Below are 23,506 nucleotides of genomic sequence, written 5' to 3' on the forward strand. Positions count from 1 at the left end.
TGCCCAAAAATGCCCATCTACCTGGTATTTTGGAAATGCAACTGTAGAAGATGAGTTCAGGCAACCCTTCCTCCGAAGGCCGGCAAGGCTGGGAAAACGGTCTACCTTTCGCCTCTTCGACGCGGACATTTCTCCTCCAGGCCCAGGGTGTGATAAAAGGCGCCTGTGGAAAATGCCGGCCCAACAGGGATCCGCCGTGGCGATCCGGCGTTATTTCAGGAAGTCGTCCAGGTCGGCGTGGGCCCAGGGCTGGTCGTAATGTCCGTGCAGGGACCACATCTCGTGGTCCGCGTTGTCCATGAGCACGTGGTGGCCCTTCACCGACTGGGTGGTGTCCGTCCCGTAGTAGTCGCAACGCGCCGGGTTGAGGAAGTCGATTATCCACATAGCCCTCGGCACGTCGATCCTGCCATATCCCTCCAGCAGCAGCTCCAGCATGGTCCGGTACCGCCAGATGGAATCGTACTTCTGCGGGCGCAGGGAGGGATAGGTGATGGCCTTCCAGGGAAGGATGTAGTGGTTGGTCATGGCCACCAGGTCCGGGTAGCTCTCTTCCTGCAGAGGTAGGACTTGCTCCACGGTGGAATTGCCGCTTTCTACCATCCAGCGGACGAGGTCCACCAGCCCCTGCGGGTCGGTGTAGGCCATGTCCCTGACCATGACTCCCCGCTGGTCTAGAACGTCATCTCCCTCGAGTATGGCCTGCAGGCCCGTGTCGGTCAGGCCCGGGAGTGAGCCGGGAACACCGGGCGTCGCGGCTACGGAACCCGCCCCCTCCTGGGAGAGCCAGGGGAAGAGGGCCTGCAGGAGCCCGGAGAAGAACCTCGCGAGGTAGGACTTGAAGAGGTCTTCCGGGGGAGCCAGGCTGCTGGCGGTGGTTTCCAGCACCACGGCTTGCCCGCTCCGGCCGTCGGTGATCATGTACAGCCAGGGGACGGCCCGGTCGGAGTCCCGTATGAGGGCCACGGCCTCTTCCAGGGACCCCCCGTACTGCACCGCCTTGCGGCAGAGGAGCAGGGCTCCCTCGCCGGTGATGATGGGCCGGAAGAGAACGGAGGCCACCATGTCCATGCCGCAGCTCACCCCGCGGGAGTTGAGGGCCGTCGGCACCCCCACGAACCCCGGGGCCGCGGAGGCGATGAAGGGATAGCCGCTTTCTGGCTTGTGCACGATGAGCAATGCCTCGTCGGAGAAGACGCCTCCCCCGGTGGGGAACATGAAATCGCGTCCATGGAAGGTCGTGCCGTTTGGAGTGGCCCTTCCCGACACGGCGAACTCGTTGCAGAACAGGGCGGCGAACCCCACGAAGACGCTTTCCAGGACGTCGAACCCCAGGTTTAGGGTGAGGACATCCTGGAAGGAGACGTCGTAACCCTCCTCCCGGCAGGCGTCGGCCATCCCACGCATCTCATCCAGGAATTCCGGGGGGACGGCATCCATGTTGGCGGTGACGATGAGCTGGAGGAGGGGCCAGAGGAAGCGCACCAGGTTCTGGACGGTCTGGGGATCGAGGTTGATACCCACCGTGGGCAGCATCTCGCCGATGAGGTTGAAAATGAAGTCGTGGGTTATACGGTAGACGGAGCGGGGACACAGCTTGCCGGTGGCATATCCTCTCTGATAGGCGTCCCCCTCCAGGAAAAGAAGTCTCTTGCCCGCCTCGTTTTCCGCCAGGTAGGAGTTTCCAAGCCGGGCCACCGGCCGATATTCGTCGGAGGAGACGGGGTTGCTTAGGCGGCCGTAGACCACCCGTATCCGCGCCACCGCCGGACGGCTGGTACGCGACCCGTCGCTCACCCTCAGCCTGACCCGGTACACACCCTCCACGTCCGCCGTGAACCACGTTCTAGGGGAGGTGGGGTCGCTCAACTCCGCCGCGCTGCCCGAGGGTTTGGCGGCCAGGACCCATTGGTAGGTCAGCGCGTCGCCCTCCGGGTCCCGGCTTCCCGTACCGTCCAGCTCCACCCGTTCTCCCCTGACCACCTCCCCGGGGGCGCTGATGGAGGCCACTGGGCGATGGTTCGCGGCCGGCCCGGTTCCGGCCCAGGCGGCTCCGGGCAGGGGGAGAAAGAAGGTGAGGAGTAAAATGACCAAAGGGCCTACCCCGGACTTTAAAAGAAGCGAGAGACGTTTGGGCCTGCGAGTCAAGTCCCCCATCGGTACCCCCCTTTTTTTCTTGCCGACTATCCCCCGTCGAGTCGGAATGCAGGACGCGCTCGGATGACAATTTATGTGTTGTGTTACCGACCGAACAGTTTTATCCAGGAATCCATTTCCGAGAAGAATTTAACACATGGGAAGCCGGATAATCAATGCATAACTCGGTTCCGGGAGGGATCGGGCGGCATTCCCGCTCGCGGATCCGGGGAAAAGATCAGCTGGAGCTGGTGTTGTAAGGCCGCATATACCCCCAGGGGTATCAAAATTCAAGACCTGATCCCGATGACGATGGCTTCGTCGTCTATGCGGAGGATGGCCTCGTAGGGGATGACGTTGACCTCGCCCGCGCGGCGGTAGCGCCTTCTCAGTCGTTGCACCAGCTTCTGGACCCTCTTCCCGGTGGGGAACCATTCCATCCCCACCTGCAGCCCTTCCAGAAAGAGCAGGATGCCTTCGCGTTTCAGGATGACGGCGTCCACGCGGTGCAGCCGGTTTCCCTCCTCGTCGATGAGCTGCTTGTTCAGGATGTCCCGCCGCGCCAGGACCTTCCCCTCGCAGGAGACCACCTCGAAGTGTGGGTGGGTGTGCCGGAGATACAGGGCTTCTTCCCTGATGGTTTCCAGCTCCGACCAGGGGAGAAGGAGGACGATCTCCTCCACGGGACGGGGCAGCAGCAGGTTACCGATGCGGTCCGTCCAATCCAGGTGCACCGCCAGGTGGGTGGCCACGGGGGGGCTGGAGGAGAGATCGAAGGCCAGGTCCTCCAGGTGGCCCACCTCCCTTCCCTCCGCGTCCCGGACCTCCTTCCTGAGGATGGACGACAGCATGAACGAACCCTCTTCCATCAGACCACCACCCCTTTTTCACAGCGGCCCTTCCCGCCGTTCCGGAAAGAACCCGATGCCGCACCATTGATCATAAGGTCACCCCGTCATCCCGGTGGGGAAAGCGGGTGCAAGGACGGACGACAGCGTGAACGGGCCTTTTGCATGGATTTTTCTCTTCTCCAAACTGCCTTCACCCCCGTATTATATGGTAAAAAGTGGCAGGCATATCACCGCCAGTGACCTCCTCATCCCGAGGGAAGGAAGGTGGAGACGATCATGGCCAGGTTGATGATATAAAGCACCACCACCACTAACCACATGAGCGCGTTGAAGCGTGGTGTATTGGCATATTCTCCCATCAATTCACGGTCGTTGGCCAGGATCATCATGTAGGTGACGATGACCGGGAGCAGCACACCATTCAGGGTCTGCGAGGCTACCATGATGAACACCAGGTTGATCCTGGGAATCATCACCAGGAGGGCACTTCCCATGATGAACAGGGTGTAGGTGAGGTAGAACTGGGGCGCTTCCCGGTAGGGGCGGTCGAGGGTGGCCTCCCAGCCGAAGGCCTCGCACACCGTGTAGGCGGTGGTCAAGGGCAGGATGGATGCGGCGAAGAGAGAGGCGGCGAAGAGCCCGAAGCCGAACAGGTAGGAAGCGTATTTTCCGGCCACGGGAGCCAAGCCGACTGCCGCCTCTTCGGCGGTGGTTATGTTTATGGCCCCCACGCCGGGCTTGTAGTAAAAGGCCGCCGCGCAGCAGATGATGATGAACATCCCCACCACCACGGCGAAGAACACCCCAACCAGGGTGTCCGCCCGCTCGTAGCCCATCTTTTCGGCGTCCAGCCCCTTGTCCACGATGGAGGACTGCTGGTAAAAGAGCATCCAGGGGGCGATGGTGGTCCCGATGTTGGTGACCGCGAGGACCAGGTAAGGGGTCTCCATGCTCAACTTGGGCACCACCAGGGCCTTTCCCACCTCCGACCAGTCCGGACCGGCTAGGAAGGCGGAGATGAAGTAAGCGATGTACACCAGGCTGACCACCAGGAAGATCTTTTCCACTCGCTTGTAGGTGCCCTTGACCACCAGCCACCACACGGCGAAGGCCAGGGGAGGTATGGCGATCAGGGGCGGGAGATGGAACAGCTGCAGGCTGGCCGCCAGCCCGGCGAAGTTGGACACCGTGTTGGCGAAGTTGGTGAAGAGCAGAGCCAGCATAACCAGGGCGGTGACCCGCAGGGAAAAACGCTCCCGGATGAGGGCGGCCAGTCCCTTGCCGGTAACGGTGCCCAGGCGGACGATCATCTCCTGGATGAGGGCCAGAAAGACGGCGGTTACGGTGAGGACCCAGAGGAGATTATACCCGTAGCGGGCCCCGGACACGGAATAGGTGGCGATGCCCCCGGCATCGGTGTCCACCATGTTGACGATGATGCCGGGGCCCAGAACGGCCAGGAAGATGAGGATCTCCCTGCGGCCGAGCCGCCTGCGCCCTTCCTTGCCGGGCATGGTTCTCCTCCAAGTCTTGATCACCCCTGTTCTCGTGAAAAAAGCGGCGAAAAGCCCTGGTTGATTATACCTCACGGGGTAAGGCGGGGAAACATCGGGGTGAAGGGAGGAAGGTTTTTAAGGAAAATACCGGTTGGCGACGGGCCATGAAACGGCCTTGAAAGGTCGCCGTGAAGCGGCATCCCGGTCAACCCTGGGAGGGGAGGCGTTCCCGGGTCAGGAACCGGTCCACGCACCAGGTCATGAAGCGCATCACGAGGTCGTACATCGGAGGGAAAACGCGCTTGAGAAGATACAGCAGCTTGACGTCCGCGGCCGTGATGACCATGAACCTGTTCTTCTCGATGGCCCTGACGATGAGGTCGGCGACTTTCTCGGGAGGGTCGGCGTGCCTCCTGAAGAGGTTTCGCCCCCTCGAGCAGGCCTCCGGGTCGGCGTTTATCTCCACCGTGTCGATGATCCCGGTATTCACCGCTCCCGGAAGTATCACGCTGACCCCAATCCCGTGCTTGCGGAGGTCGAAGCGGAGGACCTCCGAGGTACCGACCAAGGCATGCTTGGTACCGGCATACACCAGGTGCCACGGCAGCCCTATGATTCCGGCGGCCGAGGAGACGTTGACGATATGGCCGCCGTTTCCGGCGCGCACCATCTCCGGAACGAAGCACTCGATGGTGTGATAGGGACCCCACAGGTTGACGTTCACCACCCTTTCCCACTGTTCGTGGGTCATGTCCTCGACCTGCGAGAAGAGCGCCACCCCGGCGACGTTGGCCAGGATGTCCAGGGGCCCGAACTTCGAGTGAATCTCGCTCGCCAGCGCCTTCACCGCAGCATAATCCGATATGTCTAATGCCCTGGAAAGGCAGACTTCGCCCCCGCCCTCCTCGATCCTGCGCCGGGTGTCCTCGAGGCCCGGTTCATTGATGTCGGTGATGAAAAGCCGGGCGCCCCGCTCGGCCATGGCGATGGCCGTCGCCCTGCCGATGCCGCTCGCCGCGCCGGTGACCAGCGCCTTTTTTCCCCGGATTTCCATATCTCCCCCCTTTCCCTCGCTGCATGGATCGATGCCGGCAACCGCCGCTCGCTCCTTCCCCTGCCCTTCGGCAACCGCACGATCCTTGACCGCTTCGGAGAAAAATGCATGCACTGGGCGGCCCTCGTTGCTTCAGTGGAGGATGCAGGTGGAGGGGCAGTCGATGACCCGTTCCTCGGTGACGATCTTGTGCACGTGGCGGTCGTGGTCGGCGCAGGGTACGTGTTCCACGATCTGCAGCTCGAAGGCCACGGCTATGAGCTTGCAGCGGGGGCTGCACTTTTCCAGGAAACGGTCGTAATAGCCTCCCCCGTAGCCCAGCCTGCCGCCGGTGAGGTCGAAGGCCACCCCGGGCATGAGGATCACGTCTATCTCCTCCGGGGGGACGGGGCGCAGGCACTCGTGCTTGGGCTCCAGGATATCGTAGTTGCCCATGCGGAGGTCGTTTTCCAGGTCCAGGAGCTGAGAGGCCACCATGGATTTGTCGTCCGCGTTGGTGCAGGGAACACAGGCCCGCTTCCCCTCCTCGAGGGCGCGCCGGATCATGGGCAAAGTGTCCACCTCGCTGCGGAAGGAGATGAAGAAGAGCACCGTTTGCGCGGCGGCGAACTCGGGTATCGACCACAAGTTCTCGGCGATGCGTTCGGAGAGCTCCTTCCTCTTATCCGGGGGAAGGGCGTCGCGAAGCTCCTGGACCTTCCGGCGCAGTTCCTTCTTCCTCTTGTGGATCATCCCGGTTCTCCCTCGGTCCGGAAACATTATACACCAGGGTCGGGCGGTACTTCCCGGGCCGGTATTCGGGAGGGACCGTGTCTCCTTTCGGCCTGGCCGTTCCAGGGAAGGGCCGGGAAGGAGCCTGCAATTCCTGTCCCCGGGGCGTGAAGGGGCGGGGTATAATCAGTTCATCACCGCCACGAGGAATGAAAAAAGCTCATTCTCCGCGACCTTACCAGGGGTGGGTCGATTCCCGCCCGCGGACCGGTGAGGGAGGAAACGATGAAAAAGATAGTGGCCATCTCGGATACGCATATTCCGAAGGTGGGGGAGGATCTTCCGCCCGCGCTGGTGGAGGCCCTGCGCGGGGCGGACCTCATCCTGCACGCCGGGGACCTGGTGGACATCTCCGTGTTGGACCGGCTGCAGGAGATGGGTCCGGTGGTCGCCGTGGCCGGGAACATGGACTATCCCAGTGTGAGGTCCGTGCTGCCGGAGACCAGGGTGGTGGAGGTGGAGGGGAAGCGAATAGGCATCACCCACGGAGGTGGGCCGCCCCTAGGCATCGAGCGCCGGGTGCTCTCCCGCTTCACCGGGGTGGACGCGGTGGTCTACGGGCATACCCATTCCGCCCACCTGGAGGAGAGGAAGGGAGTTCTTTTGGTGAACCCCGGCACTCCAAACGACCGCCGGTTCTCCCGGCGACTTTCCTACGCCGTCCTGGAGGTGGACGAGAAGGGCGTCCGACCGGAGATAATATGGCTGGATTGACCATGCCTGCCCCGCGGGGATGGACTTCCGGTACCTTTCCCGCGTCTTTTCCGGTACGGGGGTCACCCGGGGCAGGGAGGACTCGACGGTAGGTAAACCGCCCGGGTTGCGGGAGGATCCAGCGGGGACAGGATTCCACGCAGGCTACAGTACCGTTCGGGCGGGAAGAACGTTTTTCGCGGGTGCTAGATGGCCTGGATTCCAGCATCTGGCAGGACGTCCCCGGCCCGGCAACCGGGCAGGGCGGATTATTGAGCCTGCTTACCCCATGATTTTTCCTCGGAGAGGTCCAGGCCGCCCACCACCACCCAGCGGCCCTTGCCGGCGATGTCCGCGAAGCGCTCCCGGTATTCGTCCATCTGGGCCACCTGGAGGAGGGGGTCGTTGACCGGGTCCTCGTACCAGCTCAGGTAGATCTCGCCCTTCTTGTCCTTGAAACTGTCTATCTTGTACTCCACGGTGCCGAACATCTTCTCCCCGATGTAGCGGATCTTCCCGTCGGTTATTTTTACCACCGCGCGCTCCCCGTCCACCATCTCGCCCTCCTCCAGGACCACCTCGCTGAACTCCACCTCCCACTCCCGGGAGTTCCACCTGTCCTCCAGGTCCCGGAGCTGTTCGGCCCCGATGAATTGCCCGGTGGAATCCAGGAGCATCTCGGGGTTGACCACCTCGAGGAAATAGGCGAAGTCACGGCCGTTGTCGGGGTTGCGCGACCCGTCCTCCCCCTCCTTCCATTCCATGGACTTGAACCACTTCTTCACCGCGGTGACCGGGCTCCTGTCCGCGGGGTCGAACTCGTCCCTGAAGGAGGACCCGCTCTGCCAACCGGCGCATCCGGCGAGAAGGAAGAAAAGCAGGGCGGCCGCGAAGTAGAGGAGCAACCGCCTGGCTCGCGCGTCGATCATTTCGTTCCCTCGCCTTTCGTCTTCGATCGGGATGGCCTTTTCTCGCGCCGTACGCCCCTTCCGTGCCGGCGTCCGCGTGAGTTTCCCTATAAACCTATAAATTCCGTATAAGTATAGATTAAGCGCCGCGGGCTGTCAGCACTTAACGCTTTCCGCCCGGGAAGCGGCTGTCGTTCAATCGCTCACCTGTCCTGGTCCCGCCCAGGAAGGCCATGCGATGCATCCGTCTTTCCCGCCGGGCTTCCGGGGGTCAGGGCCCCGAATCGCACGAGCCCTGAATTAATCCGTAGTTTCTCCTCCCTCTTGTACTTCGGGAAACTCCGGCGCCGAGAGCTCCATCTCCTCCACCAGGTAGGGGAGCTTGGCGGTGGGGTAATCCTGGATCACCCAGCTGCCCTCCACCTTGACCAGCCGGACCAGCCGGGGGTGCTGGGAGAAATCGACTCCGCCGCTCCGGGCACCGTCCCGGTAGAAACCCTCGAAGTAGCCCCCCACGATTTCCACCTCGGCGTAGTCGCCCTCCTCCTTCACCAGGCGGGTTTTCAGGTCCTCCACCACGTAGGAGTCGTAGTCGATGCCCTCGGTGTAGGGATCGGGCTCGTATTCTCCCTTCTGGGCCAGCTTGTATACCTCGGGCTCGGTCAGCTTGAGGTAGGCCATGACGTCCTTGTCCTTTATGGCCCGGTAGAAGTCCTTGACCGCCTTCTCCGGGGCGCTGTCCCCGCCGGAGAACACGGTGAAGGCCAGGACGAGCACCACGACCAGGACGATGACGCCGAGAAGGACCACGCCGCTTACCAGCGAAGGCCGGCGCCGCTGCACTCGGCGCAGGCGCCTTTCTACCTCCGCCCGGTCAACCCCCTCCCTTTCCAGCTCCAGCCGCAGGCGGGCCGCCTCGCGCATGGTCTTCCTGCGGGCCCTGGCCTTGGCGGCCTCGAACCCGGCTATCTTCTCGCCGCACTCCTCACAGTAGCGGCGGCCCTCGGGGTTCTGGTAACCGCAGTTAGGACAGCGCAAGTCTCCCTCCTCTTCCTACTCGCCGTTCCTTGGAAGGTTTTCCCTCTTCCCTCTTCCCATGCAGCTCGCACTTTCCGTTCCGCGCGATGAAAACTGCATCCCCGCCCCCCACTTCATAGTTTCCAGCCGGACCGGCCATCTCATCCAGACGCGGTCCTTTTCGGCTACACTACCCTTTAGGAGCGGGAGGAAATCCACTGCCGGAATCCAGTGCTATCCCTGGTTCTCTGACGGGTATATTCCTGCATACCATCATATACCCCGCGCTGATCCAATGTTAAAGTCCCGCGCCGTTGAAATCTTTGCCGGCTGGGGGAGGAATCCCTTTTGCCCCGGCATGGTTTGCCGAATGAAGCCCTCACGGGCACCGTGAGCCGTTTTCCGAGCTCCGGAGGACTCGGGCAACCCTTCCCTTTTCCGGTGCGCCCGGTCGGGTGGTCCCCGATGGGCTATGACGCTCCAGGCCTCCGCGTGGTTTCCGGCTTCCCCTCGCACGAGTTGTGCATGCCATGATCTTTATCTGTTCAGTGCCGGCAAGCGATTTCCAGCGCGTAAAGGACGTAAAGGTCCAGTGCCTCCAGGTACCATTCCCCGCCCCTTTTTGCCAGGTACAGGGGGACGAACTCCTCCCGGGAAAAGTCGATCTCGCCTTCCTTCACCCAGCGGTCGTTCTTGAGCCGGTAATGGGTGCACTTACCGCCGACAAACGTCACCAGCGCGTGCTCGGGATCCAGGGTCCGGGAGCTCAGCTCCAAGTTCTCGAAGCGGAAGCGCCAATCCGGCGTACCGTCGAGGAAGCGTCGTCGCATCTCCTCCCATTCCCGGCGCGTTTTCTCCTCGCCCTCCACCTTTTGCCTGGCCTCGGGGTTTACGAAGGAGCGCATGGTGGAGAAATCCTGGGCTTGCACCGCACCCAGAAAATGGTAAACGGTGGCCTCCGGTGACTCGCGGCCGCACCCCGCCGCGCAGAGGATGGTGGAAGCCACCAGGACGGCTGAAAGGAGAAGCACCGGGACCCGCAGCCGCGAGCCCGCCTTTCCTGGAGGCAACATGAGCGCCGCTGCTATCCGCCTATCCTGGCTCCGCAGTTGGGGCAGAAGGCCGACCCGGCGGGAACCTCTCCGCCGCAGGAAGGGCAGACGACGGCACTCGCCTGGTCAGCCGCCTGGGGTGGTGTCGGCGCCGCGGCCGGAGGAGGCGGGGGAGGTGCCGCCTGCGCCGTCGCTGCCGGCGGGGCGCCTGGAACGGGTGCCTGCTGGGCGACCTGCCTCTGGGCTTCCAGTTGCTTTTCCAGGTCGATAATCTGCCACTCTAGGTTGAAGATCTGGTCCACCTGGGGTCGCAGCGTGCCGGGATCGACCTGGTTCTGGCGGAACTGGTTGAGCAGGGCCTCTCCAAGCTGGGTGACCAGCTCCGTCCTCTGCTTGCGCAGGGAGCCTATCTGGGCCTTCTGCTTGGTGGTGTCCAGGGCCTGGTCGAGCTGGGCTCCCAGGATGGAGGCCTGCTCCTTCAATTTGTCAAAAAATCCCATCCGACTCACCTCTTTCCGATGAAAAAGCCGACCTGACCTTCGAGTAGGGGCACGACTTCAAAACTTATTATAAGGCAACTTATTATAAGGCAATGTACCGGTTCCGGTCTCCGCGGCGGGTACTTGAAATCGCCGGCCTCAGAAGGGGGGCTCCTCCCCGGTGAGCAGGCGGTGGATGGCCCGGGCGGAGCGCTTGCCGGCGCCCATGGCCTCGATGACCGTGGCCGACCCGGTGACGATGTCCCCGCCGGCGAAGACGTTGGGGATGGAGGTCTGCCCGGTCTCGGGGTCGGCGTCGATGTACCCCCACTTATTCAACCTGAGCTCGGGTATGGTGGAGGGGAGCAGGGGGTTGGCCCGGGTGCCGATGGCCATGATCACCAGGTCCACCTCCATCTCGAACTCGGAATCCGGCACCGGCACCGGGCGCCGCCTGCCGCTCTCGTCCGGCTCGCCCAGCTCCATGCGGATGCACTCCATGCTCCTCACCCATCCCTTCTCCCCCAGTATGCGCTGGGGGAGGGTGAGGAACTTGAAGAGCACCCCCTCCTCGGCTGCGTGGGCCACCTCCTCGGCCCGGGCGGGCATCTCCGCCCGGGAGCGGCGGTAGACGATGGTCACCTCCTCCGCCCCCAGGCGCAGGGCGGTGCGGGCACTGTCCAGGGCCACGTTTCCTCCCCCGATGACCGCCACCTTCCGGCCCCGCCTGATGGGGGTGTCGTACTCCGGGAACAGGTAGGCCTTCATGAGGTTGGAGCGGGTGAGGTACTCGTTGGCCGAGTATACCCCGTTGAGGTTCTCCCCTGGGATGTTCATGAACATGGGAAGCCCGGCCCCGATGCCGATGAAGGCGGCGTGGAAACCGGAATCCAGGAGCTCCTGCAGGGTGGTGCTGCACCCAATGACCTGGTCTAGGAGGATCTCCACCCCCAGGCTGCGGATGTACTCCACCTCCCTCTCCACGATGGCCTTGGGCAGTCGGAATTCCGGGATGCCGTAGGTGAGGACACCTCCCGGGGCGTGGAGGGCCTCGAAGATGGTAACCCGGTGACCCATGCGGGCCAGGTCCCCGGCGCAGGTCAGCCCCGCCGGCCCGGAGCCGATGACCGCCACCCGCTTGCCGGTAGGCGGGAGGATGTGGGGAGCTGGGAGGTCCCCCTGCGCCGCCTCGAAGTCGGCGGCGAAGCGCTCCAGGCGGCCTATGGCCACCGGCTCTCCCTTCTTGCCCAGGGTGCAGACTGCTTCGCACTGCGTCTCCTGGGGACACACCCGGCCGCAGATGGCGGGGAGGTTGTTCTTCTCCTTGAGCTTGGCGGCCGCTCCCCGGAAATCGCCCTCCTCGATGGCAGCGATGAAGGCGGGAATGTCAATTTCCACCGGGCACCCGGATACGCAGGGTTTCTTGCGGCATTGCAGACAGCGCGAGGCCTCGGCCACTGCGTCCTCCTCCCGGTAACCCAGGGCCACCTCCTGGAAGTTCCCAGTCCTTGCCCGGGGATCCTGCTCGGGCATGGGACGCCGAGGCAACCCGGAACCGCGCCTGTGCTTTTCCCGTTTTCCCTCGCTCTCCATGGCTCGCTCCTTTTTGGCGGTATTTTAACATGACGGAACGCCGCTGCACCTGGTCCCCCCCGGATTAAGGCGGCGTCACCTTTCCACCCCTGTGGTTTCGCGAATGTTCCCGCTTTCACGCGTATGGCAGGCAAACGATTGGCGTGACCTGCCTTACAGGACCCTCCACCCGGCCCGCGCTCCGGCGTGCACAAAGAAAGGGGAGGAAGGGGAACAATTGGATGGGAAGGGGCATCAATCCTTGTAAAGGGCGGTATTCGAGAGCCGGGTTAGGACGGCGGTCGCGGGGAAGGAGACGGCCATGGGCGACGGAAGAAAATGGAGATGGAAACTTCTGGCAGGGATAGCGGTGGTCCTTTCAGCAACGATATTGCTGGCGGCGGTGGGCTGCGGGGGGAGGGAAGAGAAAGCTTCCAGCGGCACGGGGGAGGGGTCCCTGGAAAACGGCGGTGAGACAGGCTTATCCCTTCTCCCCGAGGAGGTCTCCACCCAGGAACCGGCTTCCATCTCCACCGCGGAAGGAACCGGTGCATCCACCCTGCCGGAACTCCAGGCCAGGGTGATCAGGAACGGACAGGTGAAGATGGAGGCGGAGCGGGGAGGATACGCGAAGATACGCGAGGACGCCGTGGCCCTGGTCACCGCCGCCGGGGGCTACGTGCAGGACGAGAGTTCCCGCCGCGACGACGAGGGACTGGTCCACGCCACCCTTACCCTGCGCGTCCCTGCGGAGGCGTTCGACCGGACCATGACCGATATCTCCGCCCTGGGGAAGATCATCTCCAGCCAGGTGAACACCAGCGACGTGAGCGCGGAGTATGTGGACCTGGAGGCCAGGCTCCGGCACCTGCAAGCGGAGGAGGCCTTCTACCTCTCTCTCATCGGGCAGGCGAAAACGGTGCAGGAGATGGTCACCATAAGGGAACATCTCTCCTCGGTGCAGCTGGAGAAGGAGCGGGTGCAGGGGCGCATGAACTTCCTGGACCGCCAGGTGCAGTATTCCACCCTCACCCTCTCCGTGGACGAGGTGGGGCCCGGGGAAGCAGGCGGCTTCTGGGACTCGGTGGGACGCGCCTTCCGGGCCTTCGCCCGCGGCATGCGCGTCCTGGCGCTGGGCATCTTCTACGCCCTGCCCTGGCTGGTGCTGGCGGCGCTGATATACCTGGTGGTCCACTTCCTTTTGCGGGGCAGGAAAAAGAGGTCCGCGGAGGGGTAACAGGAAGCGGGGAAGGGGCTGCGTTGCGGATGATGATCACCGGAAGCCCGGACCCTCCCTGAAGGACCCCGGGGGCGAGGTCGGCGGGTATGAATGCCGGAAGCGGGGTCGGCGTGCCCGCTCCCCGTGAAAAAGGAGATCCACCGGACGAGGAACGGCCCGCGGACCGGCATGGGCTCGCTTCCGGCCGGGGGGTTCTCAAGAGGAACGGGGGCGAAGGAGTACCTTGTGGTCCAGGAAGGTGATGGCCGCGATCTCCGCCTCCAGGACGCTTTCCTCCCCGATGATGTTGGAGAGGTGGACCTTCCCGCCCTCCTCCCTGATGTTCACCACGTCCTCCATGACCAGTTTCTCCTGGTCGCCCTCCAGCAGGTAGGCATGGGATTCACACATCTTGCTCTCCTCCGGAGTTTTCAAAGCGGATGCTGCGCACCAGGTGGTTCCAGCAGCATCCTATGCAGACCTCCACCACGTAGCAGGTGAAGCTGCGGTACTTCTCCCGCAGCCCGTTGAAGATGGTGCGGGTGGGGAAAACCCTCCCGTTGTCGTAGTTCAGCTCGTCGCCGTAAACGAAGTTGAGCAGGCGTAGCTTCTCCCGGCGGCAGATGGGGCAGGTGAACCGTGTATCCTCGCCCACGTTCCTGGCGATGCGCCGGATCTCCGGGTGGGCGTCGCAGACGTCGTAAACCGAGAGCCGCCCGGCGCGAAAGTCGCGCAGGACGGAACGCTTGCGCAGCGTATAGTCCACCGTGGTGGCCACGCTTTTTATTTTCCCGCTTCGTACCGCCGCATCCATGTCGGGATAATTATACCCCAACGGAAGAGAGGCGTGGGCGCGGGGTTCAGGTTCGCTGGTCGGCGCTCTCCAGGCCCTTCAGGTGTGCGGTGTCGTTCATGCGGCGCAGCATCCAGCCCCCCTGGTCGCGGGTGATGACATTGATGGCCCCGTTGGCCTGGTCCACCCTCCATATCCCCGAGGTGGGGAGGCCCAGCACAATGCAGATTATCAGCCGGTTGATGAGTTTGTGCCCCACCAGGAGCACTCTTCCCGAGTGGTCGTGTGCCAGGCGCTCCAGGCCGGCTTTCAGCCTCCTGCGCACCGCCGGCATGGATTCTCCACCAGGGAAGGTCACCTTCCCGGGGTCCTCCACCCAGAGGCGGAAGACCTCCGGCCAGCCCTCGCGGACCTCGTCCACGCTCTTCCCGCTCCACATGCCGTAATCCACGTCGATGAATGAGTCCAGGGTTTCCACCTTTCCCCCATGGGGTTCGGCCACCGCGGAGGCGGTCTCCACCGACCTCCGCAGGGGGCTGGAGTAAAAGGCCTGGAAGGAGAGGTGAGAGAGGTAGGCTGCCGCCGACTGGGCCTGCCTTTTTCCCCTCCGGTTGAGGGGCAGGTCCACGCGTCCCCGGAAGACGTCCGCCCGGTTGAACTCCGTCTCCCCGTGTCGCAGCAGGATGAGCTCCAAGATATCCTCCCTGGTTATGCGCGGGGTTTAAGGTTCTTACCGGGATTTCTTACTGGTTAACGGCCCGCGCCGCCTCCAGGGCCTCCATATACCCCAGGGTGGTGTAGTAGATGGCGCGGTCGAAGTACAGGACTACCTGGTTGTTAAGCTCCAGGGCCTGGTAGAGCTCCAGGTTGGTCTGGGTGAGCCCCTCGGAGAGCACCTCCAGCCAGAGGTAGCGCTTGAGGAGGATGAGGGCCATGATCACCTCTTCCAGGCGAAACCCTTCCTGGAATCTCCTCTGGCCGAGGTTCATGTAGAAGTGGCGGATCTCCTCCTTCTGGGTCTCCGGGCTGAGCCAGTAGCCCAGCCGCTCGTAGACGGCCATCGCCCTCTCGAAGAGCAGTTCCTCCGGGAAGTGGTGGTAGGTGGGCGTGTACTTGGACTGCCGGACTTCCTTCAACCAGAGCTTGGCCACCTTGTCCGCCCTGGTCTCGATCATCTTTATGAACCGCCTGGTAAGCACGATTACCTCCGGTCTTGCTCCCGTTCCATGCTCCCGACAGGGCGAAGGACAGGGATATTATAACCCTTTCCCCCTCCTTTTCAAATTTGCCTTTGTTAACCGGGGAATTTACCTTTTCCGTCAACGGCGGTGACACTGAACAGCCGGTCGCGGCCCCGTGCCTAACCGACGTCTCGGGCTCCATGAGGATGTTGCTCTATACCAGTGACACTGAACAGCCGGTCGCGGCCCCGGGCCTAACCCCCTCCGGGATACCCGGCCCTCCGTATGCGACCTGCCTTGCCACGCGCGAGGTGCGGGGCGCCCTCATTCGGCGCATTCGCCGGTGTCGCCGCGCAACTTCTCCAGGCCGTGGGGCAGGGCGGGGATGATGACCTCCAGGTTCTCCCTCGCTCCCCGGGGGCTTCCGGGCAGGTTGACGATGAGGGTGGAACCCCGTATGCCGCTCACCGCGCGGCTGAGCATGGCGTGGGGGGTGACCCTGAGGGAGGCGGCCCGCATGGCCTCGGCGAAGCCGGGGGCCTCCCTTTCCACCACCCGGCGCGTGGCCTCGGGGGTCACGTCACGCGGGCTCATTCCCGTCCCCCCGGTGGTGAGCACCAGGTCCACGCGCAGGCGGTCGCAGAAATACCGGAGCCGCTCCTCGATCATCACCGCCTCGTCGGGGACTATTTCCCGCGCCTCCACCTTCCAGCCCTCCCGTAAGGCCACCTCCTCCACCGCCCGGCCGGAAAGGTCCTCCCGTTCCCCGGCGGCGCCCTTGTCGCTCACCGTGAGAATGGCTACCCGGAAGGGGCCTTCCCGCGAGGCGTCTTCACCCCTTCCCTTTCCGCTCATCTCTCCTCCACCGCTTCCCGGCCGCTGCCGCTTTCCTCCAGCACCTCGATGCGGTCTCCCGCCCTCGCCCTGCCGCCCTTGAGGACACGGGCGAAGATTCCCTCCCTCGGCATAATGCAGTCGCCGGCGGCGTAGTAGATGGCGCAGCGGTCCACGCACTCCTTGCCTATCTGGGTCACCTCGAGGAGGATGTCCCTTCCCACGCGCAGGCGGTCGCCCACCTTCAGCCGGGTGAGTTCCAAGCCCCGGGTGAGCAGATTCTCCCCGAAGGCGCCAGGCTTGAGGTCCTTGAGCCCCCTGGCCCGCATCTTGTCCACGCTCTCTTCCGCGAGCAGGCTCACCTGGCGATGGCCGAATCCCGCGTGGGCGTCGCCCTGGATGCCCAGGTTTTCCACCAGGAGAACCTCCTCCACCTCCTCCTTCTGGACGTGCTTTTCCGCGCTCACGCAAACGGCCACGACCTCACCGCGGGTCATCTTCGCCTCCTCTCGTGAAGGTCCCCGAGCGTCCGCCCGTTTTCTTCAGGAGCTGCAGGTCGGTCACGGTCATGGAGCGGTCCACCGCCTTGCACATGTCGTAGATGGTCAGGGCGGCAACGGCGGCACCGGTAAGGGCTTCCATCTCCACCCCGGTGCGGTCGCGGGTCCTCACCGTCACCAGCACGGTTATGGAGGAGTCCGCCTCGTCCACCTGGAAATCGGTCTCCACCGAGCTGACGGCGATAGGGTGACACATGGGAATAAGCTCCCCGGTACGCTTGGCGGCCATGATGCCCGCCACCCGGGCCACGGCCAGTACGTCTCCCTTTTCCACCTCCCCGGAGAGGATGAGCTTCAAGGTGGAGGGTTTCATGACCACCCGGGCCCGGGCCAGGGCCTCGCGGACGGTGACCGGTTTTCCGCTCACGTCCACCATCCTGGCCCTTCCCCGCTCGTCCAGGTGGGTGAGGCCTTCAGGCGCTTTGCCCTCGCCGGTGTCCGACATTCCAGCGACCTCCGTGGTCCGAAGTCCCGCCCCTTCTCCTCGCCCGTGGAGGTGGTGATTCCAGCTCCCCGGGCGCCGTCCGGCATTTAAATCCCCGCCGGAGGAGGGATCATCCGCCGATGCGGGACATGTTCGTCCTGGAAAAAGATGCCATACCGCCGTGGTCGCGGGGCTTCTTCTCCAGGGCCGTGAGGATGGCCCGGTAGATCTCCTCCTCGTTCTCCCGGTCGTCCGCGCCGCCGCGGAGTATTTCCCTCACGTCCACTTCGTCCGAGGAAAAGAGGCAGGGCTTCATCTTGCCCTCCGCGGTGAGGCGCAGGCGGTTGCACTCCGGGCAGAAGTGCGAGCTTACGGGGGAGATGAAGCCCACCATGCCCCGTGCCCCGGGCAGCCGGTAATATCGGGCGGGGCCCGCGCCTGCGGGTGAGGGAGCCTCCTCCAGGGATCGATGGCGCAGCAGGCGGGTCTGGATCTCCCGGTTGGATACGAAATAGGAGGCGTCCACAGCGCCGCAGGGGCTCATGTACTCGATGAACCTCACGTGGACCGGCAGCCTGTATACCAGGTCCAGGAAGCCCTCCACCTCGTCGTTCAGGTGTTTCAGGGTCACCACGTTTATCTTCACCGGGTCCAGCCCGGCCTCCAGGGCCGCTTCCACACCCTCCAGGGCCGAGGAGAGGTCGCCCCCGCGGGTCAGGTGGCGGTAGGTCTCCGGGTTAAGGGAGTCGATGCTCACGTTGACCCTCTTGAGACCGGCGGCGGCCAGGCTTTCCGCCTTTCCGGCCAGGAGGGTCCCGTTGGTGGTGAGGGAGATGTCCAGCCGGGGGCGCAGGGCAGCGATGCCCTCCACCAGCTGTTCCACGTCCTTGCGCACCAGGGGTTCTCCCCCGGTGAGTCGCACCTTGCCGATGCCCGCCCTTACCGCCACCCGCAGGAAGCGCAGTATCTCCTCGTAGGTGAGGATTTCCTTGTGGTCGAGGCGGGGAACGCCTTCCGGAGGCATGCAATAGACGCACCGCAGGTTGCACCTGTCGGTCACCGCCAGGCGAAGGTAGTCGATGCGCCTCGAAAAGCGATCCACCAGGACGTTCATCCTTGCGCCTTCCCTTCCTCTGGAGGGCGGTCCCTCACCGCGGGTTCGCCCTTCCCTCACTCGGCGAGCAGAGGTTCGATGTGGGCACGTATCCTCTCCTCGGCCTGGTAACCCACGAGACGGGAAACCTCGTTCCCGTTGCGGTCCAGAAAGACGAGGGTGGGCGTGGCCGAGATGCGGAAGGTGGAAGCTTTCTCCGTGTGTTCGTAAATGTTGTAGTCGGTGAAATCCACCTTCCCCTCGTATTCTTTTGCCAGTCGGGCCAGCACGGGCTCGAGTTCCCTGCAGGGGGGTCACCCGGGCTGCCAGAAGTTTATCACCTGCGGCCTTCCCGTCCCCTCCGCCGGCGCGGCCGGCTCAGCCGCCCGCTTCCCGCAGCCGGGGAAAAGCCCGAGGACCAGGAAAACCAGGAACCCCAGCGCGATGCGGGGGAAGAGTCTGGCGGGTCCGGGCATTTTTCCTCCAGGTAGAAAACAGGTAACCACGCTGCGATTATAGCACAGCGGAAGCTCGTTTCCTGCGGGCGCCGGTCAGGGGGAGAAAGCTTTCAGGAGCAGGGCTGTCTCCCGGGAAATGGCGGAGAGGAGGCGGTAGGCGTGCCGCAGCGAGTCATGCCGGGACAGGGGTCCCCCGGCGATGGAGAACATGGCCGTGACTCCGCTGCGGTGCAGCTCCTCCGCCCCGGGGACTATCTCCCCGGCCAGGACCAGGACGGGCACCTTCCTTTCCGACGCTTTCCGGGCCACGCCGTTCACCGTCTTGCCGTGCGCCGTCTGGGCATCCAGCCTGCCCTCCCCGGTGATCACCAGCCGGCAGGAGGAGAGGAGTTCCTCGAAGCCCACCGCTTCCATGACCACCTCGATGCCCGGCCTTATCCTTGCCCCCAGGAAGACGGTGAGCCCGAAGCCCAGCCCGCCCGCGGCTCCCGCTCCCGGGACGGCGGCCGGGTCCGCGCCGGAACGCGGCCCTCCCTCCCGCGCCGGAATGGAGATCTGCGCGGAGGCCACCTCCGCCAGGCGGGCCAGCCCCTTTTCCAGGAATTCCACGTCCTCCGGCCCGGCCCCCTTCTGGGGGGCGTAGACGCGCGAGGCTCCCTCCGGGCCCAGCAGGGGGTTGTCCACGTCGCTGGCCACGATGATCTCCGCCTCGCGCACCCTGGGGTCCAGGCCCGAGAGATCGATCCTTTCCAGCCGGTGCAGGTTCCCCCCTCCGGGCGGAAGCTCGTTTCCTTCCCCGTCCAGGAAGCGGGCTCCCAGGGCGGAGGCCATCCCCGTGCCCCCGTCGTTGGTGCCACTCCCCCCGATGCCCACGATGATGCGCCGAAAGCCCATGTCCAAGGCCCCGCGGATGAGGTCCCCGGTCCCGGCGGTGGTAGTCCGCCGGGGGTCCCGGCAGTCCGGGGGTATGAGCTCCAGGCCGGAAGCGGCGGCCATCTCCACCACCGCCGTGGTCCCGTCCCCGAGGATTCCCAGGGGAGCCCTCCGCTTCTCGCCCAGCGGCCCGGTGACTTCCATCTCCACCAGGCGTCCTCCGGTGGCCTTTACCAGGACCTCCAGGGTGCCTTCCCCCCCGTCGGCCAGGGGACAGAGGACGCATTCCGCCTCCGGCCATCCTTCGGAAAACCCTCGGGCTATGGCCTCCGCTGCCTGATTGGCGGTGAGGGAACCCTTGAACTTGTCCGGGCAGACGAGGACGCGCATCCTGATCTCCGATCCGGTAGGGTGGCCTCCTTACTACGCGGGAAGGGACACGGCGCCCCCCACTCACAGGGGCTGGTTGCGGGCTATCTCCTCCTCCTCCAGGTACTGGTCCAGGCGGGCGAGCAGCAGGTTCCAGTCCACTTGGTGGCCGTCGAACTCCGGGCCGTCCACGCAGGCGAAGCGGGTCTTGCCGTCCACCTCGCACCGGCATGTGCCACACATGCCCGTCCCGTCCAGCATGATGGAGTTGAGGCTCACCTTGGTAGGGACGTTGAATTCCCGGGTGACCGCGGAGGCGAACTTCATCATCACCGCCGGGCCGATGGCCATGACCAGGTCCGCCCCCTCCTCCCGGAGGACCTGTTCCAGCGCCCAAGTGACCCGACCGGATATCCCACGGGAACCGTCGTCGGTGGTCACCAGCAGGCGGTCGGTGACCCCGGCCATCTCCTCCTCCAGGATGAGCAGCCCGGCGGTACGGGCCCCGATGATGCCCGTCACCCGGTTGCCGACGCGGCGCATCTCCCGGCAGATGGGGTAGATGGCGGCGATGCCCACCCCGCCTCCCACGCAGACCACGTGCCCGAAGCGGTCTATCTCCGTGGGCCTGCCCAGGGGACCCACCAGGTCGAGGATCTCCTCCCCGGCCTCCATGCGGCTGAGCTTGGCCGTGGAGCGCCCCACCACCTGGAAAACCAGGCGTATCCAGCCTTCTCCGGCATCCCAGTCGCAGAGGGTGAGGGGAAAACGCTCGCCCCGCTCGTCCAGGCGGAGGATGACGAACTGCCCCGCCCGCGCCCGCGCGGCGATGCCTTCCGCGCGTACCCTTACGGAATATACGCGCTCGGCCAGGTTCTCCTTATGGAGGATAATGAAACTCATGAATCCGCTCCCATTTCCTGAAAAAGCCTTTCCTTGATGCGGCGTATCTCATCCACGAAGGCCGGGTCTGCGTCGTAGGGGCTGGTGCCCTCCAGGTCGGCGCGTCGGACGTTCTGGTTGTAGGATATGGAGCCAAGGAAGGGCATCCCGGCCAGGCGGGAGCGCACCAGCTCCTCTTCCTCCGGTGACTGCACCTTGTTGAGGACCACGAAGACGCGCCGCACCTTGAGGTCCCTGGCCAGCTTCCGGATGGAGCTGGCCGTCTGCAGGCTGCGCATCCCGGGCTCGATGACCACAATCATGGCGTCCACCGCTCCGGCGGTGCCCCGGCCCAGGTGCTCCAGGCCCGCCTCCATGTCCATGATCACCACGTCCTTGCGGGCCAGGAGAAGGTGCTGCAGGAGGGCCTTGAGCATCACCGATTCCGGGCACACGCAGCCCCCGCCGCCCTCCTTCACCGTTCCCATGACCAGGAGGCGCACTCCCTTGTGCACCTTGGAGAGGGCCTCCGGGAGGTCGTCCACCTTGGGATTCATCTTGAAGTAGGTGCCGAAGGTGCCGGGCTTGGAGTCGGTGCGCTCGGCGATGAGTTCCTTCATGTCCGCGATGGGCACCACGCCCTCCATCTCCTCCTCGGGGATGCCCAGGCTGGAGGCCAGGTTGGCGTCCGGGTCCGCGTCCACGGCCACCACGTTGTAGCCCTCCTCGGCCAGAAGTCGGGCCAGGCCGCCGGCCAGGGTGGTCTTGCCCACCCCTCCCTTCCCGGTCACGGCTATCTTCAAGGCGATCACTCCTTACTGGTACCGGCGCCTTATGGTAATATATGGTAATTGGAACCGGCTTTCAAGTGCCCGGCGCCGCCGCTTTCCGGAAGAATTATACTATAGAGCGCCCGAACTTCCGGCATGACGAGGGCTTGTAAAATCCGGGCACGACGGGAACCTATAGCCGTATAGCCTTCCGGCATGGCGTCCGCATGGCCCCTCGCCTAGTGGCGTCCGCCGACCACGCGTAATAATTCGAGACGCTCCAAGGCGCTCCATTCTCCGTGGCGGTCTCCAGCCTTCATCGCTGCGGCTTCTTCGATTCGCCCGACTTTCCTCCCCCGCTATCTCTCGGCAGGAGGATAGCGCGGCGTGGGATGTCCCGGATGGACGGCGGTCACCAGGGGATCTATCCTTCCCCGTGAAGGACTGACTCCTTCCGCTCCGAGACCGCGCTGCCCGATCATGCGCAGATTTCTGGAGCATGCGAACATGAGCGCCAAAAATGTTTACCAGCCGTAAAGGGCGTGGTACTATTTCCCTGAATCACCGGGACCGGCTCGCCGTTCCCACCTGTATTCAAGGCTTTTTGCGCCATGCGTGTTGATACCTTGGGCTGAAGCGGCCGCAGGCGTATCCGTGAAGGGGGTACCTTATCGTGCCCGGAGCCGTCGAAGACCGCAGGTACCTGGTCATCGTAAACCCCGTGTCCCGGGGCGGGAAGGCCCAGGAAGAGGGCATCTGGCTGCTCAACCGCCTGAAGCGCGCCGGGGTGGACTATGAGGCCCTTTTCACCGAGCGCGCCGGCCACGCCGAGGAGATGGTGGTCAGGTGGGCAGAGGATTTCGACGTGGTAGTCTCCGTCTCCGGCGACGGTACCACCAACGAGATCATCAACGGGATCATGAAGGTCCCGTCCTCCCAGCTCAAGCTGGCCATGTTCCCGGCGGGCACGGCCGATGATTTCGCCTGCAACCTGGGGTACGACCGTAAGGACAAGGAGCAGGCCCTGCGGGCCATTTTGGGAAATACTTGCCGCACCATCGACCTCATCCGCTACGACGATCGCTACGCGGCGGTAACCTTTGGCCTGGGCGTGGACTCGGAGATCGCCGACGGGGCCTACAAGTGGAAACGCTTCCGCATCCCCGCCTACTTCTACAGCGGCCTGAAGAAATGTTTCTTCGAGGAGAGAAAGCGCTACTTCGTCCGCTTCGACTACGAGGACCAGACTTTCGAGGACTGGGTGCTCATCGCCATCCTGTGCAATGCCCCCCTGTTCGGGAGGTATATCAAGATACATCCCGAGGCCCGCATGAACGACGGAATCCTGGGCCTGACCATCGGCAGGGAGATGCCCAACGTCTACGGGCTGGTGCTCTTCCTCTTCGCCTGCCTGGGAGGGCGGCATGGCTTTTCCCGCAAGGTCTCCTTCCACCAGGTGCGGCGGATGCGTGTGGAATGCAAGACCGACACCTACGCCCAGATCGACGGGGAGGTCTACAAGTTCGACGCCGGCCGGGTGATCGAGCTCTCGGTAGTACCGGGCGCCCTCAAGGTCCTGGTGCCCCCGGAGTCCCTGCGCGACCGCAGGCTGCCCTTCGTGCCTCGCGAGGAGCCGCCGGAACCCTTGCAGCTTCGCCTCATCCCACCGCGTGGGGGGGTGGCCGAGGACCTGGAGGCGCTCTCCCGCAGGGTGAAGGCTAGGGTGGAGCAGGCCCTGGAGACGACGAGGGAGCGACGCCGGCGCATTCCCGTTCTCGGAGGACAGGCGGGGAAGCAGCAATCCTTCGACTTCGAGAGGGAGGAAATGAGGCTGGTCCGACAGGCGGCCAGGCGGCTCAGGAAGGAACTGGCAAATGGTAAATGACCTCCCCGGGCCGGAGTTCATCCTCGGTTACGTTCCGGTAACCGTAGATCCCGGCGGATGAGGTTGATCTATATCAATTTTTCGTCCATTTTGCCCCTCCGACAACTTGACACCTATACCCATCTTTGATAACTTC

At 64.1% G+C, this 23,506-nt stretch carries 25 protein-coding genes and 1 pseudogene; 3 read left to right on the forward strand and 23 right to left on the reverse strand.

What is annotated here, in order from left to right:
- Window positions 1-210: 210 nt before the first annotated feature.
- The 5 genes from QME84_05490 to QME84_05510 all read right to left on the reverse strand — a co-directional run bounded on the left by QME84_05490 (window position 211) and on the right by QME84_05510 (window position 6,269).
- A complete protein-coding gene (locus tag QME84_05490) occupies window positions 211-2,094 on the reverse strand; it encodes a C45 family autoproteolytic acyltransferase/hydrolase (GenBank protein MDI6873717.1) in 1,884 nt (627 codons plus the stop codon).
- A 332-nt stretch (window positions 2,095-2,426) separates the two neighbouring features.
- Entirely contained in the window at window positions 2,427-3,005 is a 579-nt protein-coding gene (locus tag QME84_05495) for a hypothetical protein (GenBank protein ID MDI6873718.1), read from the reverse strand.
- Between the two features lie 227 nt (window positions 3,006-3,232).
- Complete coding sequence (locus QME84_05500; GenBank protein ID MDI6873719.1) at window positions 3,233-4,501, reverse strand: Nramp family divalent metal transporter; 1,269 nt, start codon at window positions 4,499-4,501, stop codon at window positions 3,233-3,235.
- A gap of 187 nt (window positions 4,502-4,688) precedes the next feature.
- Complete coding sequence (locus QME84_05505) at window positions 4,689-5,537, reverse strand: SDR family oxidoreductase (protein MDI6873720.1); 849 nt, start codon at window positions 5,535-5,537, stop codon at window positions 4,689-4,691.
- Window positions 5,538-5,669: 132 nt separating this feature from the next.
- Window positions 5,670-6,269 (reverse strand): 5-formyltetrahydrofolate cyclo-ligase, encoded by a 600-nt coding sequence (locus QME84_05510; protein MDI6873721.1) that lies wholly within the window; start codon window positions 6,267-6,269, stop codon window positions 5,670-5,672.
- A 264-nt stretch (window positions 6,270-6,533) separates the two neighbouring features.
- Between QME84_05510 and QME84_05515 the strand changes: the two genes are divergently transcribed.
- The gene (locus QME84_05515) at window positions 6,534-7,022 is read left to right on the forward strand and encodes a metallophosphoesterase family protein (protein ID MDI6873722.1); all 489 of its coding nucleotides are present in this window, start codon (window positions 6,534-6,536) and stop codon (window positions 7,020-7,022) included.
- Window positions 7,023-7,270: 248 nt separating this feature from the next.
- On the opposite strand, the gene QME84_05520 is transcribed toward QME84_05515, so the two are convergent.
- The 5 genes from QME84_05520 to gltA all read right to left on the reverse strand — a co-directional run bounded on the left by QME84_05520 (window position 7,271) and on the right by gltA (window position 12,050).
- Window positions 7,271-7,930 (reverse strand): hypothetical protein, encoded by a 660-nt coding sequence (locus QME84_05520; GenBank protein MDI6873723.1) that lies wholly within the window; start codon window positions 7,928-7,930, stop codon window positions 7,271-7,273.
- 279 nt (window positions 7,931-8,209) lie between these two features.
- A complete protein-coding gene (locus QME84_05525; protein MDI6873724.1) occupies window positions 8,210-8,947 on the reverse strand; it encodes a zinc ribbon domain-containing protein in 738 nt (245 codons plus the stop codon).
- A 524-nt stretch (window positions 8,948-9,471) separates the two neighbouring features.
- Window positions 9,472-9,957, reverse strand: coding sequence for a hypothetical protein (locus QME84_05530; protein ID MDI6873725.1), 486 nt, complete (start codon window positions 9,955-9,957; stop codon window positions 9,472-9,474).
- A gap of 53 nt (window positions 9,958-10,010) precedes the next feature.
- Window positions 10,011-10,478, reverse strand: a complete 468-nt coding sequence (locus QME84_05535; GenBank protein MDI6873726.1) for a zinc ribbon domain-containing protein — start codon at window positions 10,476-10,478, stop codon at window positions 10,011-10,013.
- Window positions 10,479-10,616: 138 nt separating this feature from the next.
- Window positions 10,617-12,050, reverse strand: coding sequence for an NADPH-dependent glutamate synthase (gltA, locus tag QME84_05540; protein ID MDI6873727.1), 1,434 nt, complete (start codon window positions 12,048-12,050; stop codon window positions 10,617-10,619).
- Between the two features lie 301 nt (window positions 12,051-12,351).
- Here gltA and QME84_05545 point away from each other — a divergent pair, with 301 nt between their 5' ends.
- Window positions 12,352-13,266: a DUF4349 domain-containing protein gene (locus QME84_05545; GenBank protein ID MDI6873728.1), complete on the forward strand. Its 915-nt coding sequence runs from the start codon at window positions 12,352-12,354 to the stop codon at window positions 13,264-13,266.
- A 198-nt stretch (window positions 13,267-13,464) separates the two neighbouring features.
- Here the strand turns inward: QME84_05545 and QME84_05550 are convergent, their stop codons facing one another.
- The 13 genes and pseudogenes from QME84_05550 to QME84_05610 all read right to left on the reverse strand — a co-directional run bounded on the left by QME84_05550 (window position 13,465) and on the right by QME84_05610 (window position 21,518).
- The gene (locus tag QME84_05550) at window positions 13,465-13,659 is read right to left on the reverse strand and encodes a CooT family nickel-binding protein (protein ID MDI6873729.1); all 195 of its coding nucleotides are present in this window, start codon (window positions 13,657-13,659) and stop codon (window positions 13,465-13,467) included.
- Window positions 13,652-14,026: a DUF5318 family protein gene (locus QME84_05555; GenBank protein MDI6873730.1), complete on the reverse strand. Its 375-nt coding sequence runs from the start codon at window positions 14,024-14,026 to the stop codon at window positions 13,652-13,654. Before QME84_05555 ends, QME84_05550 begins: the two co-directional genes overlap by 8 nt.
- A gap of 82 nt (window positions 14,027-14,108) precedes the next feature.
- Window positions 14,109-14,735, reverse strand: coding sequence for a histidine phosphatase family protein (locus QME84_05560; protein MDI6873731.1), 627 nt, complete (start codon window positions 14,733-14,735; stop codon window positions 14,109-14,111).
- Window positions 14,736-14,784: 49 nt separating this feature from the next.
- Window positions 14,785-15,240 (reverse strand): RsbRD N-terminal domain-containing protein, encoded by a 456-nt coding sequence (locus QME84_05565; GenBank protein MDI6873732.1) that lies wholly within the window; start codon window positions 15,238-15,240, stop codon window positions 14,785-14,787.
- A gap of 306 nt (window positions 15,241-15,546) precedes the next feature.
- Complete coding sequence (locus tag QME84_05570; protein ID MDI6873733.1) at window positions 15,547-16,077, reverse strand: MogA/MoaB family molybdenum cofactor biosynthesis protein; 531 nt, start codon at window positions 16,075-16,077, stop codon at window positions 15,547-15,549.
- Window positions 16,074-16,553: an MOSC domain-containing protein gene (locus QME84_05575; GenBank protein MDI6873734.1), complete on the reverse strand. Its 480-nt coding sequence runs from the start codon at window positions 16,551-16,553 to the stop codon at window positions 16,074-16,076. The genes QME84_05570 and QME84_05575 overlap by 4 nt, the downstream gene beginning before the upstream one ends.
- Window positions 16,540-17,061, reverse strand: coding sequence for a cyclic pyranopterin monophosphate synthase MoaC (gene moaC / locus QME84_05580; GenBank protein MDI6873735.1), 522 nt, complete (start codon window positions 17,059-17,061; stop codon window positions 16,540-16,542). The genes QME84_05575 and moaC overlap by 14 nt, the downstream gene beginning before the upstream one ends.
- 109 nt (window positions 17,062-17,170) lie before the next feature.
- Window positions 17,171-18,154: a GTP 3',8-cyclase MoaA gene (gene moaA, locus QME84_05585; GenBank protein ID MDI6873736.1), complete on the reverse strand. Its 984-nt coding sequence runs from the start codon at window positions 18,152-18,154 to the stop codon at window positions 17,171-17,173.
- A 56-nt stretch (window positions 18,155-18,210) separates the two neighbouring features.
- Window positions 18,211-18,432 (reverse strand): annotated as a pseudogene (locus tag QME84_05590) (thioredoxin family protein).
- 15 nt (window positions 18,433-18,447) lie between these two features.
- Window positions 18,448-18,609 carry a hypothetical protein gene (locus QME84_05595; protein MDI6873737.1) on the reverse strand — a complete coding sequence of 54 codons (162 nt, stop codon included), beginning with the start codon at window positions 18,607-18,609 and terminating at the stop codon, window positions 18,448-18,450.
- Between the two features lie 75 nt (window positions 18,610-18,684).
- On the reverse strand, window positions 18,685-19,854 hold the full coding sequence (locus tag QME84_05600; GenBank protein MDI6873738.1) for a glycerate kinase: 1,170 nt from the start codon (window positions 19,852-19,854) through the stop codon (window positions 18,685-18,687).
- Window positions 19,855-19,917: 63 nt separating this feature from the next.
- Entirely contained in the window at window positions 19,918-20,736 is an 819-nt protein-coding gene (locus tag QME84_05605; GenBank protein MDI6873739.1) for a sulfide/dihydroorotate dehydrogenase-like FAD/NAD-binding protein, read from the reverse strand.
- Window positions 20,733-21,518, reverse strand: coding sequence for a carbon monoxide dehydrogenase accessory protein CooC (locus QME84_05610; protein ID MDI6873740.1), 786 nt, complete (start codon window positions 21,516-21,518; stop codon window positions 20,733-20,735). The genes QME84_05605 and QME84_05610 overlap by 4 nt, the downstream gene beginning before the upstream one ends.
- A gap of 640 nt (window positions 21,519-22,158) precedes the next feature.
- Here QME84_05610 and QME84_05615 point away from each other — a divergent pair.
- Window positions 22,159-23,370, forward strand: a complete 1,212-nt coding sequence (locus QME84_05615; protein ID MDI6873741.1) for a diacylglycerol kinase family lipid kinase — start codon at window positions 22,159-22,161, stop codon at window positions 23,368-23,370.
- Window positions 23,371-23,506 lie beyond the last annotated feature (136 nt).

The organism is Actinomycetota bacterium, assembly GCA_030019255.1.
Classification (GTDB): Bacteria; Actinomycetota; Geothermincolia; order Geothermincolales; family RBG-13-55-18; genus Solincola_A.